This window comes from Mesorhizobium sp. M0626, assembly GCF_040320665.1.
Lineage (GTDB): Bacteria > Pseudomonadota > Alphaproteobacteria > Rhizobiales > Rhizobiaceae > Mesorhizobium.
In genome coordinates this window covers 68,710-84,447 of sequence record NZ_JAMYQD010000006.1, presented here as the reverse complement: position 1 = coordinate 84,447, position 15,738 = coordinate 68,710, and the positions used below count along the sequence as shown (strand labels likewise).

The window sequence follows — 15,738 nt, the reverse complement described above, 5'->3', positions numbered from 1 at the left end:
GATTCAGTATCGGAAGGAGACAGATCATGCTCTACTGGGCGCTCGTATTTCTCGTCGTGGCGATCATCGCCGGCGCGCTTGGTTTCGGCGGCATCGCCGGTACCTCGGCCGGTATCGCGCAAATATTGTTCTTCATCTTTCTCGCCTTCCTCGTCATCTCGCTTCTGGCCGGCCTGTTCAGACGGGCATCGTAGGAGCGGGCGAACACTGGAAGCCGCACCCCTCAAACGGTTTCCAGCCACCGCCGGGCGATGTCCTCCAACGGGACATCGTCCGGCGGACCTTTTCTGGGGACCTACTCAGGAACTGAGTCCAAGTGAATCGTTCGGTCCTGATCAGGTGGACAGGTGATTGATGCGTTCCATTGGCGGAGGCGAGAGCGGACAGGGCGACGAGGTGATCGCACTGCACCCGGCTGAAAGCGGAATGCAGCTTGGCCGCGCCTTGCTTCACGCTCTGCACAATGCCGGCATTTCCGTCCTCTATCAGGATCGTGAATTGAAGACTGTATGGGCCCGCAACATGCGTGCGCCGTGGGTTTCCGACACAGCCGACAGCAACGGCGCGTTGCCACCGGCGCAAGCTGAGCAAATCGCCGCCGCCAAAAGCAATGTGATCGCTTCCGGCAATCCGGAACGCCTTGAACTGAGTGTTCCCACCGGTGATGGCATGCGCTGGTTCCAGGTATGGGTCGATGCCGATCGGGGCCATCGCGGCGACGTGCAGGGCGTCGTCACCACGATGGTGGAAACCACCGAGCAGAAACGCCGCGAACAGACGCTGAAGACGCTGTTGCGCGAAGTCAGCCACCGCTCCAAGAACCTGTTGGCCATCATCCAAAGTATTGCCACCCAGACCGGCCGCTATTCCGAGACACCCGACGATTTCCTGAAGCGCTTTCGCGGCCGCCTGCAGTCACTGGCTTCCTCCCAGGATCTGGTAACGTCGTCGAACTGGCGGGGTGCAGCACTTCGCGAGCTTATCCGCGGCCAGGTCGTTCGCTACGGCGCCGATCCCGCGCAGAGCCTGCGCTTCAATGGCGTCAACCCCTACCTCAATCCCAACGCGGCCATTCATATTGGACTGGCAATGCACGAACTCGCCGTCAATTCATTCAGCTACGGCGCCCTGGCGCGGCCGGACGGCTTTGTCGAGGTAACCGCCGATCTGTCGAACGTCGCAGAGGCCGCAGACAAGCCGGCTTTGTCGCTGACCTGGGTCGAGGCCATTGTCGCCAATGATAACAGGCGCACCGAGAAACGCTTCGGCAGCGTTGCCCTCGAACGTGTCGTGCCGGCATCGCTGAACGGCACGGCGACGCTGGAGATCACCAGTGACCGCCTCGAATATCGCCTCGTCGTTCCGCACGGCAATTTCGAAACCGAATGAGCGGCGGGATTCCTTAACCGGCTGTTCACCATAAAATCCGATGCTGTGGTTCCCAGAGATTGCTGGATCTTGACCGATTCAACCGATGTTTCGGCCGCAGCCTGCAACGCGAGTATGGGAGGAATGATCATGACGGTTGCCGATATGAACAGGCTGGAGCAGGCCGCCCGGGTGTCGATGAGCGGCTTTCAGGATCCTGACGCTTCAGCCTCGCCTTTGCAGCACGCCTGGCATCCCTTGCTTCGCGTCGCCGCTGTCGCGCTCGTCGCCGCTGTTGTGCTGATCGTGGCGTCGCAATTGGTCTGAGCCAGATGCTCAGGTTCACGCTGCTCCCAAGCAGCCTGGCTCAGAAACTGTCCAGCTCGTAGCCGACCAATTATAAACGCCCCTTTCGGCACAGGAACTTTGACGGCTGTGGACCGTTCTTATGGCGAGAGGACGTGTCGCCGTGGAACACATCGCCGCTTTGCTTCTGGTAATTGGCTGTTCGAACAACATGACCGAATGCCGTGAACTGCCGGTGCCGGTCAGTGTTTTCGAAACCGCCGAAGCATGCACGGCAGAACGTCCATTCGCTGCCGGCGACGTGCAGGGTCAGGCCGAGCACGTCGTTGCCAAATGTCTTACGGTCGACCCCGCGCTGGAAGATGATTACGACCAGATCGTCTGGAACGTGCGCCCGGACGGCACCCTCGACGCGTCTTTGCAGATTTCCAGTGTCGTGGTCGCGTCGAACGCCACGCGCCGCGAAAAAGACTCTCTTAGCCAACAATAAGATCGAGCGGGCAAAGGCTGCTGTTTCGTGCTAAATAGCGGCTGGAGCTTACTAAAGTGAGGACAAAAGTGAGGAGAGATTCTATGCGGAAATTGATTATTGCCATGGTTGCGGTGGTCGCCGTCAGCGGCTGCAGCACGACCGAGCAGGATGTCGGTGTCGGCGCCGGTGTCGGTGCTTTGGCCGGCGGACTGATCGGCGGCGGCAAGGGTGCGCTGATCGGCGCAGCCGTTGGCGCCGGTTCCGGCCTGCTGGTGCGCAACCTGCGCAACGGCTATTGCCAGTATCGCGACAATCGCGGCCGGCTCTACACCGCTCGCTGCTGATCCGCTTCAAAAGCGTCAGACAATCGCGACGGAGACCGGTCAGCCGGTCTCCGTTTGTTTGACTGCATCAGGCTGCGGGATCCTGATTTCCACCGTAAGCCCATCGGCGCGAAAATCTCGGGCAATCGTGCCGCGCAACTCGCGCGTGACATTGAGGTCGATCAGCTTGGTGCCGAAGCCGGTCTTCGCCGGCGCTTCGAGTTCCTTCTGCCCGGCCTCGCGCCAGTTCAGAACCAGCATCCGCTCGGACCCGCGCCCCTCGAACGACCAGTCGACCTTCAGCGCACCCACGGAATTGCCGGCCTCGCCATATTTCAGCGCATTCGTCGCCAGTTCGTGAAAGGTCAGGCCAAGCGCCTGCGTCGTCCTCTCGTCGAGCAGCACCTGAGGCCCTGACAATATCCCTTCCGGAAGCTCCTTGCCGAATACCTGGCCGAGCTCGATGCGCAGCAGGTCGCTAAGATCGGCCTTCTGCCAGCGCGAACGCGTCAGCATGTCCTGGGAAGCCGCCATTGCCTGCAGGCGGGCCGAGAAGGAAGTTGAGAACTCCTGCACGTCGGTTGCTTGCGCCGCCGTCTGGCGCGCAATCGCCAGCACCCGCGTGATCGAATTCTTGATTCGATGCTTCATCTCCTGCAGCATCAAATCCTTTTCGAGCAGGCTTTTTTCCGTCGTTTCATGCAGCAGCGACTTGGCGTCGTAGGCGCGCTCCTGGTAGCGGGCCACCAACGCTATGGCGCCGGCCAGAAGCAGGCCGAACAGCCCGAGCATGACCGGAATGGCGCGCGAGGACGGTTGCGAAAATGCACTTGTCGGCCGAAACAGCACCGTCCAGGGCCGACCGGCGACGATGATCTTGCGCGTCACCAACAGCCTGTCGCCAAAGCTCGCAACCGGCGGCGTCTCCGACTGGAACAGAAGATTGTCGGCGTCGGCCGTGCCGTCATAGATCGCGGTGTTGACCGGCAGCAAAGGCGTGCGGCTGAGCGCGGTCTGGAACAGGTCGCGGGCGCGGAAGGCCGCGTAGAGAAGGCCTGATGTCGATGATCTGGACGCGTTGATACCATCCGGCGCGGTTTCGACATTGAGCCTGACGAAGACCAGGAAACCGGTAAAGGTCTGCGCCGCGCCCGTGTCCTGGCCGAGTTGGACCAGACCGCTTGCGTGCTGTGCGTCATCGGCCAGCGCTTTTTCGATCGCCTCGCGCCGCACCGGCTCGGTGAACATGTCGTAGCCGATGGTGGATTCGTTGGCAGGGTCGAGCGGCTCGAACAGCACGACGGGCGTGCGCCACGGCTGTGTCGTGTCCGGATAGACCGTGTGGGCGGCGCCGCGGTCGCGCAACATGTCGCGCTCGACCGCCGCTTCGTCACCGGTCTTGGCCAGCCTGAGATAGCCGATGCCGCGCAAGCCGGCGAAATTGTTATCGACATTGAGGGCGCTGAAGAAGGCCTTGAATTCGCTACCTGAAATCTCGCCGTTGCGGGCGTCGAACAGCGCCTGCGTCGAGCGCAGCAGTGACAGATGCAGATCGATACGGCTTTCGATGCGGTTGAGCGCGTCGTCGGCCGTCGCCTCAAACTTGATGCGCGCCGCTTCCTGGGTCGCGAAATAGGCGAAGCCCGCCATCGTCAGGCTGATCAGTGCAACGGCAATGAAGGCAAGGATCGGGAAAAACTTCTTCAACGCAGACCCATGGACGGTTCGGGACCTTTATGGGCAAGTCGCCGCGGCAAGACAATGGCGCGGCCAAGCCATAATGACAGCTGGCATATCATGCATATTTAGCCGGCTTATCGATCTCGAGCATCAGTGAACATGACAGCTGACGATAGCGTGGTCTCAGGCCGCGATCTTCAGCGCACCCGGACCGGGAATGGCGCCGGGCGGGCACTTTCCCAGGATGATCATGCCGAGCACTTCGTCCTGGGTCACATCGGTGGTGCGCGCGGTGCCGACGACCTGGCCGTTCTTCATTACGCAGACTCGGTCGGCAAGCTCGAACACGTCGTGAATGTCGTGGCTGATCAGGAAAATGCCGATGCCGTCGGCCTTGAGCTGCTTGACCAGTTCGCCGACCTGCGCCGTCTCCTGCGGCCCAAGCGCGGCCGTCGGTTCGTCCATGATCAGGATGCGGGCGTTGAACAGGATGGCGCGTGCGATCGCCACCGACTGGCGCTGGCCGCCCGATAGCTTGATCACGGGCTCCTTGAAGCGCTGGAAGCGCGGATTGAGCCGGCCCATCACCTTGCGCGCCTCGGCCTCCATGGCGACATCGTCGAGTGTCCCCCACGCGGTCATCAGTTCGCGGCCGAGGAAGAGGTTGGCGGCAGCGTCGACATTGTCGGCCAGCGCAAGCGTCTGGTAGATCGTTTCGATGCCGTATTTCTTGGCGTCGCGCGGATTGGAGATCGAGGCCTCCTGGCCGTTGACCAAGATCTGGCCGGCATCGCGCTTGTGGGCGCCCGACAGGATCTTGATCAGCGTCGACTTACCGGCGCCGTTGTGGCCAAGCAGCGCCACCACTTCGCCCGGGAAAAGATCGATGGACGCATCGTCGACGGCGCGAATGCCACCGAACGCGATCGAGATGTTGCGCATGTCGATCAGTGGCGTACCGGTGGGAGCAGTTTTTTCCATAATCGTTCCTCCCTAGACGCGCTTGCGGTAGACGGTGTCGAGCCAGACGGCGATGACCAGGACAGCGCCAACGACAATGCTCTGCAGCGGCGAGTCGATGCCGAGCAGCACCATGCCGGATTGCAGCGACTGCATCAGAAGCGCGCCGAGCATGGCGCCCATCACCGTTCCGGCGCCGCCCGCGAGCGACGTGCCGCCGATGACAGCGGCCGCGATCACCAAAAGCTCGTCCAGTGTGCCCAGCGCATTGGTTGACGCATTGAGACGGGCCGACGAGATCGCCGCGCTGATTGCAGCCAGCACACCCATGATCATGAACACCTTCATGGTCACCCAGCGCGTGTTGATGCCGGCGAGTTCCGCTGCCTCCGGATTGCCGCCGATGGCGAAGACATAGCGGCCGAAACGCGTGCGCTTGGTGATGAACGTCATGATGATGCCGACAATCACCGCCATCAGCACCGGTATGGCGATGCCATGCGCGATGAACAGCCCGCCTTCGGGAACGGTGATGCCGTTCTGCTGTGCGTACTGGCGCACGATGCCGATCGGCCATGGATAGGAATTGGCGATCCACACGGCGCCGAGGATGGCCGCGCAAGCGACCACGCCAAGCAAGGTCTCGGCCCAGACGGGGCGCAGTGGAAAGCTGAAGCGCTTGCGCTGCGAGCGACCGTTGAGCAGCGCGAAGGCGACCGCCGCGCAGGCGACAATGCCGACGATCCAGCTGGCAGCGGCGCCAATCGAGCCGCGTGGTCCGCCGCCCATCAGCTGGAAGGTGGCGTCGAGTGGCGCGACCGTGCGCCCGCTGGTGATGAGCCATGCCATGCCGCGCCAGACCAGCAGGCCACCAAGCGTCACGATAAAGGCCGGAACCTGCATATAGGCGATGATGAAGCCCTGGAACGCGCCGATCAGCAGACCAAGCACCACGCCGGCGGCAAGCGCGACGATCCAGAGCCAGGGGTTTCCAAGCTGGAAGCCGATGACGCGAATCAGGAATTCGGCCTGTGCCACGCCCATGATCATGCCGATCACGCCTTCGACGGAGCCCACCGAAAGGTCGATGTTGCGCATCACGATGACCAATACCATGCCGGTCGCCATGATCGCGACCGAGGACGTCTGCACCGACAGGTTCCAAAGATTGCGCGGCGTCAGGAAAAGCCCACCCGACAGGATATGTATGCCGACCCAGATGACCAGCAGCGCGCCGACCATGCCGAGCATGCGCGTGTCGAGCTCGGTCGCTTTCACGAACCGGGCGACCGCGCCGAGTTCAGACGCTCGTGCCGTATCGGCCTGCGGATTTGAGGTCGTGTCGGTCATGATGTCCTCCAGCGGCTTGCCGTCTGGCGCGGATGCCGGACCACAGCCTAGAAGTTTGCCGCCGATGGCGGAAACACACAATTCTCGTAGAGAAAACGCCGCGGCTTGACAGCCGCGGCGCCTCATTTCTTCAAGTCGTCGAGATCAGTTGCAAGCCGCGACGCTGCCGGCGGCGACGCCCGTGCAGACTTCGTCCTTCTTGATCCAGCCGGCGTCGATGACGACGTTGAGGTTGTCCTTGGTGATCGCGACGGGGGTCAGGAACAGCGACTTGACGGTGTTGCCGCCAGGCGTGGTGAAGTCCTTGGCGCCGGCAATGTCGCCCGTCTTCTTGCCATCGGCAAGCTGCGAGGCGATCTCGGCGGCGTTCTTGCCGAGTTCGCGCGCGTCCTTCCACACCGACACCGTCTGCGTGCCGAGCGCGATGCGGTTCAGAGCGGCATGGTCGCCGTCCTGGCCGGAGACCGGAACCGTTCCGGCAAGGCCCTGCGCCGTCAGCGCGGCGACAACGCCGCCGGCGGTGCCGTCATTGGCCGCAACCACGGCATCGACCTTGTTGTCATTGGCGGTCAGGAACTGTTCCATGTTCTTCTGGGCATTGGCCGGCAGCCAGCCATCGGTATAGGCCTCGCCGACATTCTTGATCTTGCCCGAGTCGATGGCTTCCTTGAGCACTTCCATCGAGCCCGAGAACAGGAAATCGGCATTCGGATCCGAGCCCGAGCCCTTGATGAAGACATAGTTGCCTTCGGGCTTCGCCTTGAACACTTCGCGGGCCTGCATGCGGCCGACTTCCTTGTTATCGAAGGTCAGGTAGAAGACGTCCTTGTTCTCGATCAGGCGGTCATAGCCGACGACCGGAATGCCTTCGTCCAGCGCCTTCTGCACCGCCGGGCCGATGGCCGAGGCGTCCTGCGCCAGGATGATCAGCGAGTTGGCGCCCTGCGAGATCAGGCTTTCGACGTCGGTCAGCTGCTTGCCGGGATTGGACTGCGCGTCGGCCGAAATGTACTTGTCGCCGGCAGCCTCGATCGCCGTTTTCATCGCCGCCTCGTCGGTCTTCCAGCGCTCTTCCTGGAAGTTCGACCACGACACGCCGATGACCTTGTCCTTCGCCTGCGCGACCGACATCAGCGCCAGCGACATGGCGACACCCGCCAGCATGGCGGCTGCAAATCTGTTCATCATAATCCTCCCTGCGCCGCGTGCGGCGCGACAAAACTGGCCCGAGGGCCGGCACACAGAGGCCCTATTTTTTCGAGCCTCGAAAAAATACTGGTTCAATGATAAGGCGCTGTCAACATCGATTCTGATGGATTCTGATGGCCTTGCCGAATTTTTTCGAGGTCCGCAATAAACAATGACAGGGCTGCCGGCGTCTGCCAATATTTGGCTGGTGCCGTCGAACGCCTTCACTATCATGAGGCGCGAGGAGGCCGGGAGGAAACAAATGTCGGTTGGAATCCGCCACGACGATCTGCGCCGTCGCAACCGTGCCATGGTGATTTCGGCCGTGCGCCGGGCCGGCCAGCCGTCGCGGACCGAGATTGCGGCGACCACCGGCCTCAGCCACTCGACCATATCGGCAATCTCGTCTGATCTGATTCAAGAAGGCGTCCTGATTGAAGGCAAACCTGGCGAGACAGGCGCACTGAAACGCGGCCGGCCGCAGGTCGGCCTTGGCCTCAACCCGGAAGCGGCGGCGGTGATGACCGTCGTGCTGTCGCTCAATTTCCTGTCCGTCACCGTCATCGACTATGCCGGCCACGTCGTCGCCGAGGAACAGCGCCGGCTGGACACGCTGACCAAGCCGCGCGACGAGCTGATTGGCGAATGCGTAGCAATCGTCCGGCGGCGGCTTGAGGATCCCGACCTCGATGTCCAGAGCATCGCCCGCATTGCCATGGGCATCCAGGGCATCACCGATTCGCAGGCGCGCGCCATGCTGTGGTCGCCGATCACGCCACTGACCGACATTGCCTTCGCCGATATGTTGGAAGCGGAATTCGGCATTCCTGCCACCATGGAGAACGATTGCAACATGATGGCGGTGGCGCTGCAATGGCGCCAGCCCGAGCGCTACCGCGACAATTTTATCGCCATCCTCTTATCGCACGGCATCGGCATGGGCCTGGTGCTGAAAGGCGAACTGTTCACCGGCACCCATTCCTCGGGCGGCGAGTTCGGCCACATGATCCACCGTCCGGGCGGCGCGCTCTGCCGCTGCGGGCGGCGCGGCTGCGTGGAAGCCTATGCCGGAAACTACGCCATCTGGCGCAGCGCCAAAATGATGGGCGAGGATGCCGAGCCGGTCGATATCGGCGACGCTGATATGCGCGCACTCGCCGCGCGCGCCCGCGAAACCGACGGCCCGGAGCGCGAAGCCTATCGCAAGGCCGGCGAGGCGCTCGGCTTCGGCCTCGGCAGCCTGTTTGCGCTGATCGATCCGGCACCCGTCGCCATGGTAGGCGTCAGCGCCGCCGCCTTCGACCTGATCGAACCGGCATTGCGCGAAGCGATCGCCCAGACCGCCGGCGGCCAGCACTCGAAATCGATCTCCTTCGACACCGAGCCCAACGAGCTGCCGCTGATCCGCGAAGGCTGTGCCATGCGCGCGCTCGGCTTCGTCGATCAGGAGATTTTCGCGCCGGGCATTCAGGCCAAATCCGGCAAGCATGTCGCCTGAATGGCCGGCAACGGCGCGACGCGCAGCATCCTAGTCTTCCCTGATCGCGTAGCCGGCGCCGCGAATGGTACGGATGACATCCGGCATGCGGCCGTTGTTGACCGCTTTGCGTAAGCGCCCGACATGGACGTCGACGGTTCGCTCGTCGATGTAGATCGTCTCGCCCCAGACATTGTCGAGCAGCTGGCTGCGCGAGAACACGCGGCCGGGATGGCGCATCATGAATTCGAGCAGCCGGAACTCGGTCGGTCCGAGCCTGATCTCGCTCTTCTTGCGGTAGACCCGGTGCGATTCTCGATCGAGCACGATGTCGCCGACCTTGAGCACGCTCGACAGCACTTCCGGCTTGGCCCGGCGCAGCAGCGCCTTCACGCGCGCCATGAACTCCGGCGTCGAGAATGGCTTGACCAGATAGTCGTCGGCACCGGTGGACAGGCCGCGCACGCGATCGCTTTCCTCACCGCGCGCGGTCAGCATGATGATCGGCAGCCGCTCGGTTTCGGGCCGCACTCTAAGCCGCCGGCAGAGCTCGATGCCGGAAACAGCGGGCACCATCCAGTCGAGCACCAGGAGATCGGGCACGTTTTCCTGCAGGCGGATCTCGGCCTCGTCGCCGCGTGTCACCACCTCGACGTGATAGCCTTCGGATTCGAGGTTGTAGCGGAGGAGCACGCCTAGCGGCTCCTCGTCCTCCACGACCATGATGCGTGGCGCGATCATCGGCAGTTCACCCTCATCAGGCCGGCATGGCCATCGCCGTCTCGTCCTGCTTCGGACGATTGGCGGGCAGTTGCTGGCCGGTCAGCACATAATACGCATTTTCGGCGATGTTGGTGACATGATCGCCGATGCGCTCAAGATTCTTGGCGCAGAACAAGAGATGCGTGCAGGCGGTGATGTTGCGAGGGTCTTCCATCATGTAGGTCAAGAGCTCACGAAACACGGACGTGTATTTGACGTCGATGCGCTCGTCGTCATTCCTGAGTTTTGCAAGAGCTGCCGCATCGGTGGCGGCATATTCCTCGACGACGCCTTGCACCTGGATCAGCACCAGCTGCGCCATGGCATCGATGGAGTGCGAGAGGTCGCGCGGCGTGACGCTCAAGCCCACGGTGCCGACGCGTTTGGCGATGTTCTTGGCGAGATCGCCGATGCGCTCGAGGTCGCCGGCCATGCGGATCGAGCCGACCACGGCGCGCAGATCGTTGGCCATCGGCTGGCGCTTGGCGATCAGCGTGATGGCGCGGTCGTCCAGTTCGCGCTGGCGCGCATCCATGATGGCGTCGTCGGAAACGACACGCTGTGCCAGCGCATTGTCCGAATTGAGCAGCGCCCTGGTCGAGCCGCTGACCATCGAGCCTGCCAGATCGCCCATGTCGCGGATCAGCTTGCTGATCTGCCCGAGCTCTTCATCGAAGGAGGCGACGGTATGTTCACCCATGATCTTGGTCCTCGTGCCTGAAAATTCACCCGCCGGACGGCTCAGCCGAAGCGGCCGGTAATGTAGTCCTGGGTGCGCTTGTCGTCGGGGTTGGTGAACATCTTGTCGGTGGCGCCCTCCTCGACGAGATAGCCGAGATGGAACATCGCCGTGCGCTGCGACACGCGCGCCGCCTGCTGCATCGAGTGGGTGACGATGACGATCGTGTAGTTCTGGCGCAGTTCGTCGATCAGCTCCTCGACACGGGCGGTGGCGATCGGATCGAGCGCCGAGCAGGGCTCATCCATCAGGATCACTTCCGGCGACACGGCGATGGCGCGCGCGATGCACAGGCGCTGCTGCTGGCCGCCGGACAGGCCGGTGCCGGGCTCCTGCAGGCGGTCCTTGACCTCGTTCCAGATCGCAGCCTTCTTCAGGCTCTGCTCGACGATCTGGTCCATGTCGGACTTGCGCTTGGCCAGCCCATGGATGCGCGGGCCGTAGGCGACGTTCTCGTAGATCGACTTCGGGAACGGGTTGGGTTTCTGGAACACCATGCCGACGCGGGCGCGCAGTTCGACGACATCGATGTTCTTGTCGTAGATGTCGTCTTCATCGAGCGTGATCTTGCCGGTCACCCGCGCCAAATCGATGGTGTCGTTCATGCGGTTGAGGCAGCGCAGGAAGGTCGACTTGCCGCAGCCGGACGGGCCGATCAGCGCCGTCACCTGGTTCTGACGCACGTCGAGATTGACGTCGAACAACGCCTGCTTCTCGCCGTAGAAGACGCCGACCTTGTCGCCGCGCATCTTGATGACTTCGTTCGACTTGGCGTTCATTTTGTCGCCCACTGCATTCTCAAGGGACTGTTCGGTCATGATGTTCATACCAAATTGCCTTTTTTCTACCAGCGCCGCTCGAAGCGGCGCCGGAGCACGATCGCGGTGATGTTCATGGCCATGAGGAAGACGAGCAGGATGATGATGGCGCCGGACATGCGCTCGACAAAAGCGCGCTCAGCCTCGTTTGCCCACATATAGATCTGAACCGGCAGCGCGGTCGCCGGATCGAAAGGCGTCGTCGGATAATCGGCGACGAAAGCGACCATGCCGATCAAGAGCAGCGGTGCTGTCTCGCCGAGCGCACGCGCCAGGCCGATGATGGTGCCGGTAAGGATGCCTGGGGCGGCAAGCGGCAGGATGTGATGGAACACCATCTGCATCTTGGAGGCGCCGAGACCTAGGGCCGCCGAGCGGATAGACGGCGGCACCGCGGCGAGGGCGGCGCGCGTGGCGATGATTATGGTCGGCAATGTCATCAAGGTCAGCACCAGGCCGCCGACGAAGGAAGCCGAGCGCGGCATGCCGAGGAAGTTGATGAACACGGCAAGGCCAAGCAGACCGAAGACGATCGACGGCACCGCCGCGAGATTGTTGATGTTGACTTCGATCAGGTCCGTAAAGCGGTTCTTCTTGGCGAACTCCTCCAGATAGATGGAGGCGGCGACGCCGATCGGCAGCGCCAGCAACAGCACGATCACCATCATGTAGAACGAGCCGATGATCGCCACGCCCATGCCCGACGTTTCGGGCCGGCTGGAGGCGCCATAGGTGAACAGGCCGGTGTTGAAATGCTCGGCCATCACGCCGTCGGCTTTAAGCTTGTTCATCCAGTCGATCTGCTGGTTGGACACCTTGCGGCGCGCTTCATCGACGCCGAGGTCGATCTGGCCCTTGAAGGCCGAGTCGAGGTTCGCGGCAGCCAGGATGTCGACGTCACGCGTCCTGCCGATCACCGACGGATCGGCGGAGACGATGTCGCGCAGCTGGACGCGGGCGCCTTCCGACAGGAAGCCCTTGAGCTTCAGCATCATCGGCTTGTTGGCCGGATCGATGCCGAGCTTGGCCACCAGCGCGTTTTCGGCGAGCTTGGGATAGTTCGCCTTGATCAGCACGGTAGGGTCGGTCGCGCGCTTGCCGGAGGGATCGATCACCTTCTCGTCGAAGGTGACCGGCAGCGTCACCGTCGTCTGCCAGAAGGCGGTGTAGCCTTTCGAGACGATGGTGATCAGCATGATGGCCAGGAACGCCAGGCCCACCGAGATCGCAATCACGCCATAGATGCGGAACCGGCGTTCGGCGGCATAGCGCGCCTTCAGCCCGATGTCGCGGCGCGGTCGCGCGACGGCGCCCGCCATCGTGTCCAGGGGGATGTCGGTCATTCGTACTGCTCCCGGTACTTGCGCACGATGTAGAGGGCGACGATGTTCATCACCAGCGTCAGCGCGAACAGCGTCAGGCCGAGCGCGAAGGCGACCAGCGTCTGCGGCGAGTTGAACTCGAGGTCGCCGGTCAGCTGGTTGACGATCTTGACGGTGATGGTCGTCATCGCCTCGAACGGATTGGCCGTCAGATTGGCGGCGACGCCCGCCGCCAGCACGACGATCATCGTCTCGCCGATGGCGCGCGACGCCGTCAACAGGATGGCGCCGACGATGCCGGGCAGTGCCGCCGGCAGGATCACCCGCTTGATCGTCTCGGAGCGGGTGGCGCCGAGGCCGAGCGAGCCGTCACGCATTGCGCGCGGCACCGCGGTGATGATGTCGTCGGACAAAGAGGACACGACCGGGATCAGCATGACGCCCATCACCAGACCGGCGGTGAAGATGCTCTGGCCCTGGATGAAGGGCGAGCCGCCGGTGAGTGCCGCCGACAGGTCGCGCAAGAACGGTCCGAGCGTGACCACGGCGAAGATGCCGTAGACGATGGTCGGGATGCCGGCCAGCAGTTCAAGCGCGGGCTTGACCACCGACCGGACGCTGCGCGAGGCGTATTCGGACATGTAGACCGCCGACATCAGCCCGACCGGCACTGCGACCAGAAGCGCAACGGCGGCGATGTAGAGCGTGCCGGCCAGTAGCGGGATCAGGCCGAACTGACCCTGGCTGCCGCCGGAACCGGCGGCGGCGAAACGCGGATCCCACACCGTTCCGAAGAAGAAGCTCATCGGCGACACGCTCTCGAAGAAGGTGATGGTCTGGAACAGCATCGACAGCACGATGCCGACCGTGGTCAGGATGGCGATGGTCGAGGCCGCAAGCAGCCCCCACAGCATCAGCTTCTCGACGTTGTTGCGCGCCCTGGCGCGCGGCGCGATCTGCCTCAGCGCATAGAAGGCGCCGGCGACCGACAGCGCGAAGGTCAGCACGGCGCTGAACAGGCCGAGCCGGTCCTGGACCTGGTTCGCCTCGACCGCGATCGGAATCATATAGTCCTGGGTGTCGCTGGCCAGTGCCACGCCCTTGGCGGCGAGCAGCGGCTGCAATTCGGCGAAAGTAGCGGGAAGTGCGGTATCGCCATCGAGCCGGCGCAGGCCCTTGGCCAGGCTCTTCACCAGGCTGGCGTCGAGCGCTTCGCTGGCCACCTTTGTGTCGGCGGTGCGCTCGGGCAAAGCGGCATGGATATGCCGGTCGAGATAGAAGGAAGAGCCGATATCCCAGACGGCGAGCAAAAGGACGGCAGGCAGGACCGCGATCAGAAAGGCCCACCAGCCATGATAATGCGCGCGCGAATGCGGCTTGACCTTGCCGGTATCCTGCGCCGCGGCGCGCTGGCGGCCGATCACAAAAGCGACCACGCCTATGGCAATGACTATGGCGAGTACGAGCAAGGACGACATCACCCACCCCAGGGAAAATTCAGATCGCCGCCGCCGTTGCGGCAAGCGGCGAAATCAGGGCGCGGATTTGGTCCGCGCCCTGATCCGGTCGGTTGATTACATTGTCTTTCCGGCGGCGAAGGCGTCGCGCTGGCCCTGACGTTCGGCGTCGGGAGCGGAAACCAGGCCGTACTGGGAGAGCGGGCTTTCCGGGCCGATCATCTGGTCATCAAGGAAGAACTCGACATATTCCTTGAGGCCGGGAACGACGCCCAGATGCGCCTTCTTGACGTAGAAGAACAACGGCCGCGACACGGGGTACGTGCCATCGGCGATGGTCTGCGTCGAAGGCACGATGCCTTCCACGGTAGCGACCTTCAGCTTGTCGGCATTGTTCTCGTAGAAGGCGAGGCCGAACACGCCAACGCCGGTCTTGTTGGAGTCGATGCGGGCCAGCGTCTCGGTGTAGTCGCCATCGATGTCGACAGCCTTGCCGTCCTTGCGGATGGCGATGCAGGTCTTGCCGATTTCCTTGTCGTCGGCGATGCCGGCAGCCTTCAAAGCGGCCTTGTCGCAGCCGGCGTCGAGCAGCTTGGTCTCGAACACTTCACGGGTGCCGTGCTTCTCACCCGGGATATAGGCGGCGATATCCCAGTCGGGCAGCTTCGGATTGACCTGGTTCCACTTGGTGTTCGGGTTGTCGACCAGCTTGCCGTCGACCACCAGCTTGGCGGCGAGCGCCTTGTAGATGTCGGCGGGAACCAGCGCCCAGTCCGGACCCTTGATGTCGGTGGCAAAGACGATGCCGTCATAGCCGATGCGGACTTCCTGGACGTCCTTGACGCCGGCGTCGGCGCAGGACTTCAGCTCGTCCTTCTTGATCGGGCGCGAGGAGTTGGCGATGTCGATCGTGTCTTCGCCGACGCCCTTGCAGAACTCCTTGATGCCGGCGCCGCTGCCGCCGGACTCGACCACCGGGGTCTTGAAGTTGGTGAAGGTTTCGCCGAACTGCTCGGCGACGATCTTGGCGTAAGGCAGCACGGTCGACGAACCGGCGACCTGGATCTGGTCACGCGCAGCGGCGACACCGGACGATGCGGCGAACGCTACCGCCACGGCCGATGCCGTAACGAGGAATTTCTTCATGTGGCCTGCTCCTGTTCGGAAGATGGTCTCTTGGCGCCCTCTTCAAACCGGCGCCCGCTGAGGCCAATAGCCTTCGATTATTACAGTCGCATGACAGTTTCGTGTCAGCCCGGTAACGTCGCACAGACGCCTCGTGAGCCGCAGCCTTTAAGCCGGTTTGTGGGGATGGAAGTTGCCGCTGGAATCAGACGCTTGCGCGATTCGTGCTGGCATCAAGTCCCGGCAGATCGCAGGCCGCGATGCCGAGAAAGAAAAACCGGACGGGAGCGCGTTGCCCGTGGCCAGAGCGAATTTTGGCCGAGCCATCGCCAAAAACAGGTCCGTTGGGGTAGATTCGACGCTGTTTCTTGTCGGCGGTCGCTTGCTCCCG

At 62.9% G+C, this 15,738-nt stretch carries 16 protein-coding genes; 6 read left to right on the top strand and 10 right to left on the bottom strand.

Annotation, left to right across the window (positions count from 1 at the left end):
- Window positions 1–26 precede the first annotated feature (26 nt).
- The 5 genes from NKI37_RS09020 (at window position 27) to NKI37_RS09000 (ending at window position 2,490) form a co-directional block, all read left to right on the top strand.
- On the top strand, window positions 27–194 hold the full coding sequence (locus tag NKI37_RS09020) for a DUF1328 domain-containing protein (protein ID WP_023670098.1): 168 nt from the start codon (window positions 27–29) through the stop codon (window positions 192–194).
- A 160-nt stretch (window positions 195–354) separates the two neighbouring features.
- Entirely contained in the window at window positions 355–1,389 is a 1,035-nt protein-coding gene (locus NKI37_RS09015; protein ID WP_023670099.1) for a sensor histidine kinase, read from the top strand.
- 129 nt (window positions 1,390–1,518) lie between these two features.
- Complete coding sequence (locus tag NKI37_RS09010; RefSeq protein WP_023683964.1) at window positions 1,519–1,695, top strand: hypothetical protein; 177 nt, start codon at window positions 1,519–1,521, stop codon at window positions 1,693–1,695.
- A 142-nt stretch (window positions 1,696–1,837) separates the two neighbouring features.
- The gene (locus NKI37_RS09005; RefSeq protein ID WP_023670101.1) at window positions 1,838–2,164 is read left to right on the top strand and encodes a hypothetical protein; all 327 of its coding nucleotides are present in this window, start codon (window positions 1,838–1,840) and stop codon (window positions 2,162–2,164) included.
- An 83-nt stretch (window positions 2,165–2,247) separates the two neighbouring features.
- Window positions 2,248–2,490, top strand: coding sequence for a YMGG-like glycine zipper-containing protein (locus tag NKI37_RS09000; RefSeq protein WP_023670102.1), 243 nt, complete (start codon window positions 2,248–2,250; stop codon window positions 2,488–2,490).
- 39 nt (window positions 2,491–2,529) lie between these two features.
- Here NKI37_RS09000 and NKI37_RS08995 read toward each other — a convergent pair whose 3' ends face one another.
- The 4 genes from NKI37_RS08995 to xylF form a co-directional block, all read right to left on the bottom strand.
- Window positions 2,530–4,176, bottom strand: coding sequence for a CHASE domain-containing protein (locus tag NKI37_RS08995; RefSeq protein WP_352790911.1), 1,647 nt, complete (start codon window positions 4,174–4,176; stop codon window positions 2,530–2,532).
- Window positions 4,177–4,332: 156 nt separating this feature from the next.
- The gene (locus NKI37_RS08990; protein WP_352741156.1) at window positions 4,333–5,130 is read right to left on the bottom strand and encodes an ATP-binding cassette domain-containing protein; all 798 of its coding nucleotides are present in this window, start codon (window positions 5,128–5,130) and stop codon (window positions 4,333–4,335) included.
- Window positions 5,131–5,142: 12 nt separating this feature from the next.
- The gene (locus tag NKI37_RS08985; RefSeq protein WP_352790913.1) at window positions 5,143–6,459 is read right to left on the bottom strand and encodes a sugar ABC transporter permease; all 1,317 of its coding nucleotides are present in this window, start codon (window positions 6,457–6,459) and stop codon (window positions 5,143–5,145) included.
- Between the two features lie 144 nt (window positions 6,460–6,603).
- Complete coding sequence (gene xylF / locus NKI37_RS08980; protein ID WP_023683968.1) at window positions 6,604–7,644, bottom strand: D-xylose ABC transporter substrate-binding protein; 1,041 nt, start codon at window positions 7,642–7,644, stop codon at window positions 6,604–6,606.
- 265 nt (window positions 7,645–7,909) lie between these two features.
- Here xylF and NKI37_RS08975 point away from each other — a divergent pair, with 265 nt between their 5' ends.
- Entirely contained in the window at window positions 7,910–9,145 is a 1,236-nt protein-coding gene (locus NKI37_RS08975) for an ROK family protein (protein WP_352791590.1), read from the top strand.
- 30 nt (window positions 9,146–9,175) lie between these two features.
- On the opposite strand, the gene phoB is transcribed toward NKI37_RS08975, so the two are convergent.
- The 6 genes from phoB to NKI37_RS08945 all read right to left on the bottom strand — a co-directional run bounded on the left by phoB (window position 9,176) and on the right by NKI37_RS08945 (window position 15,368).
- Window positions 9,176–9,865 carry a phosphate regulon transcriptional regulator PhoB gene (gene phoB, locus NKI37_RS08970; protein WP_031193203.1) on the bottom strand — a complete coding sequence of 230 codons (690 nt, stop codon included), beginning with the start codon at window positions 9,863–9,865 and terminating at the stop codon, window positions 9,176–9,178.
- A gap of 16 nt (window positions 9,866–9,881) precedes the next feature.
- On the bottom strand, window positions 9,882–10,586 hold the full coding sequence (phoU, locus tag NKI37_RS08965; RefSeq protein ID WP_352462178.1) for a phosphate signaling complex protein PhoU: 705 nt from the start codon (window positions 10,584–10,586) through the stop codon (window positions 9,882–9,884).
- Between the two features lie 41 nt (window positions 10,587–10,627).
- Window positions 10,628–11,452, bottom strand: coding sequence for a phosphate ABC transporter ATP-binding protein PstB (pstB, locus tag NKI37_RS08960; protein WP_023683970.1), 825 nt, complete (start codon window positions 11,450–11,452; stop codon window positions 10,628–10,630).
- Window positions 11,453–11,469: 17 nt separating this feature from the next.
- On the bottom strand, window positions 11,470–12,786 hold the full coding sequence (pstA, locus tag NKI37_RS08955) for a phosphate ABC transporter permease PstA (RefSeq protein ID WP_023683971.1): 1,317 nt from the start codon (window positions 12,784–12,786) through the stop codon (window positions 11,470–11,472).
- On the bottom strand, window positions 12,783–14,243 hold the full coding sequence (gene pstC, locus NKI37_RS08950) for a phosphate ABC transporter permease subunit PstC (protein ID WP_023701343.1): 1,461 nt from the start codon (window positions 14,241–14,243) through the stop codon (window positions 12,783–12,785). The genes pstA and pstC overlap by 4 nt, the downstream gene beginning before the upstream one ends.
- Before the next feature lie 96 nt (window positions 14,244–14,339).
- Window positions 14,340–15,368, bottom strand: a complete 1,029-nt coding sequence (locus NKI37_RS08945; protein ID WP_352791593.1) for a substrate-binding domain-containing protein — start codon at window positions 15,366–15,368, stop codon at window positions 14,340–14,342.
- Window positions 15,369–15,738: the final 370 nt, after the last annotated feature.

Excerpts from the sequence above, each read along its gene's own strand:
- phoU (WP_352462178.1), bottom strand. The coding sequence starts at position 10,586 with ATGGGTGAACATACCGTCGCCTCCTTCGATGAAGAGCTCGGGCAGATC.
- NKI37_RS09020 (WP_023670098.1), top strand. The coding sequence starts at position 27 with ATGCTCTACTGGGCGCTCGTATTTCTCGTCGTGGCGATCATCGCCGGC.
- NKI37_RS09015 (WP_023670099.1), top strand. The coding sequence starts at position 355 with ATGCGTTCCATTGGCGGAGGCGAGAGCGGACAGGGCGACGAGGTGATC.
- NKI37_RS09010 (WP_023683964.1), top strand. The coding sequence starts at position 1,519 with ATGACGGTTGCCGATATGAACAGGCTGGAGCAGGCCGCCCGGGTGTCG.
- NKI37_RS09000 (WP_023670102.1), top strand. The coding sequence starts at position 2,248 with ATGCGGAAATTGATTATTGCCATGGTTGCGGTGGTCGCCGTCAGCGGC.
- NKI37_RS08985 (WP_352790913.1), bottom strand. The coding sequence starts at position 6,459 with ATGACCGACACGACCTCAAATCCGCAGGCCGATACGGCACGAGCGTCT.
- NKI37_RS08990 (WP_352741156.1), bottom strand. The coding sequence starts at position 5,130 with ATGGAAAAAACTGCTCCCACCGGTACGCCACTGATCGACATGCGCAAC.
- xylF (WP_023683968.1), bottom strand. The coding sequence starts at position 7,644 with ATGAACAGATTTGCAGCCGCCATGCTGGCGGGTGTCGCCATGTCGCTG.
- phoB (WP_031193203.1), bottom strand. The coding sequence starts at position 9,865 with ATGATCGCGCCACGCATCATGGTCGTGGAGGACGAGGAGCCGCTAGGC.
- pstA (WP_023683971.1), bottom strand. The coding sequence starts at position 12,786 with ATGACCGACATCCCCCTGGACACGATGGCGGGCGCCGTCGCGCGACCG.
- pstB (WP_023683970.1), bottom strand. The coding sequence starts at position 11,452 with ATGAACATCATGACCGAACAGTCCCTTGAGAATGCAGTGGGCGACAAA.
- pstC (WP_023701343.1), bottom strand. The coding sequence starts at position 14,243 with ATGTCGTCCTTGCTCGTACTCGCCATAGTCATTGCCATAGGCGTGGTC.
- NKI37_RS08975 (WP_352791590.1), top strand. The coding sequence starts at position 7,910 with ATGTCGGTTGGAATCCGCCACGACGATCTGCGCCGTCGCAACCGTGCC.
- NKI37_RS08945 (WP_352791593.1), bottom strand. The coding sequence starts at position 15,368 with ATGAAGAAATTCCTCGTTACGGCATCGGCCGTGGCGGTAGCGTTCGCC.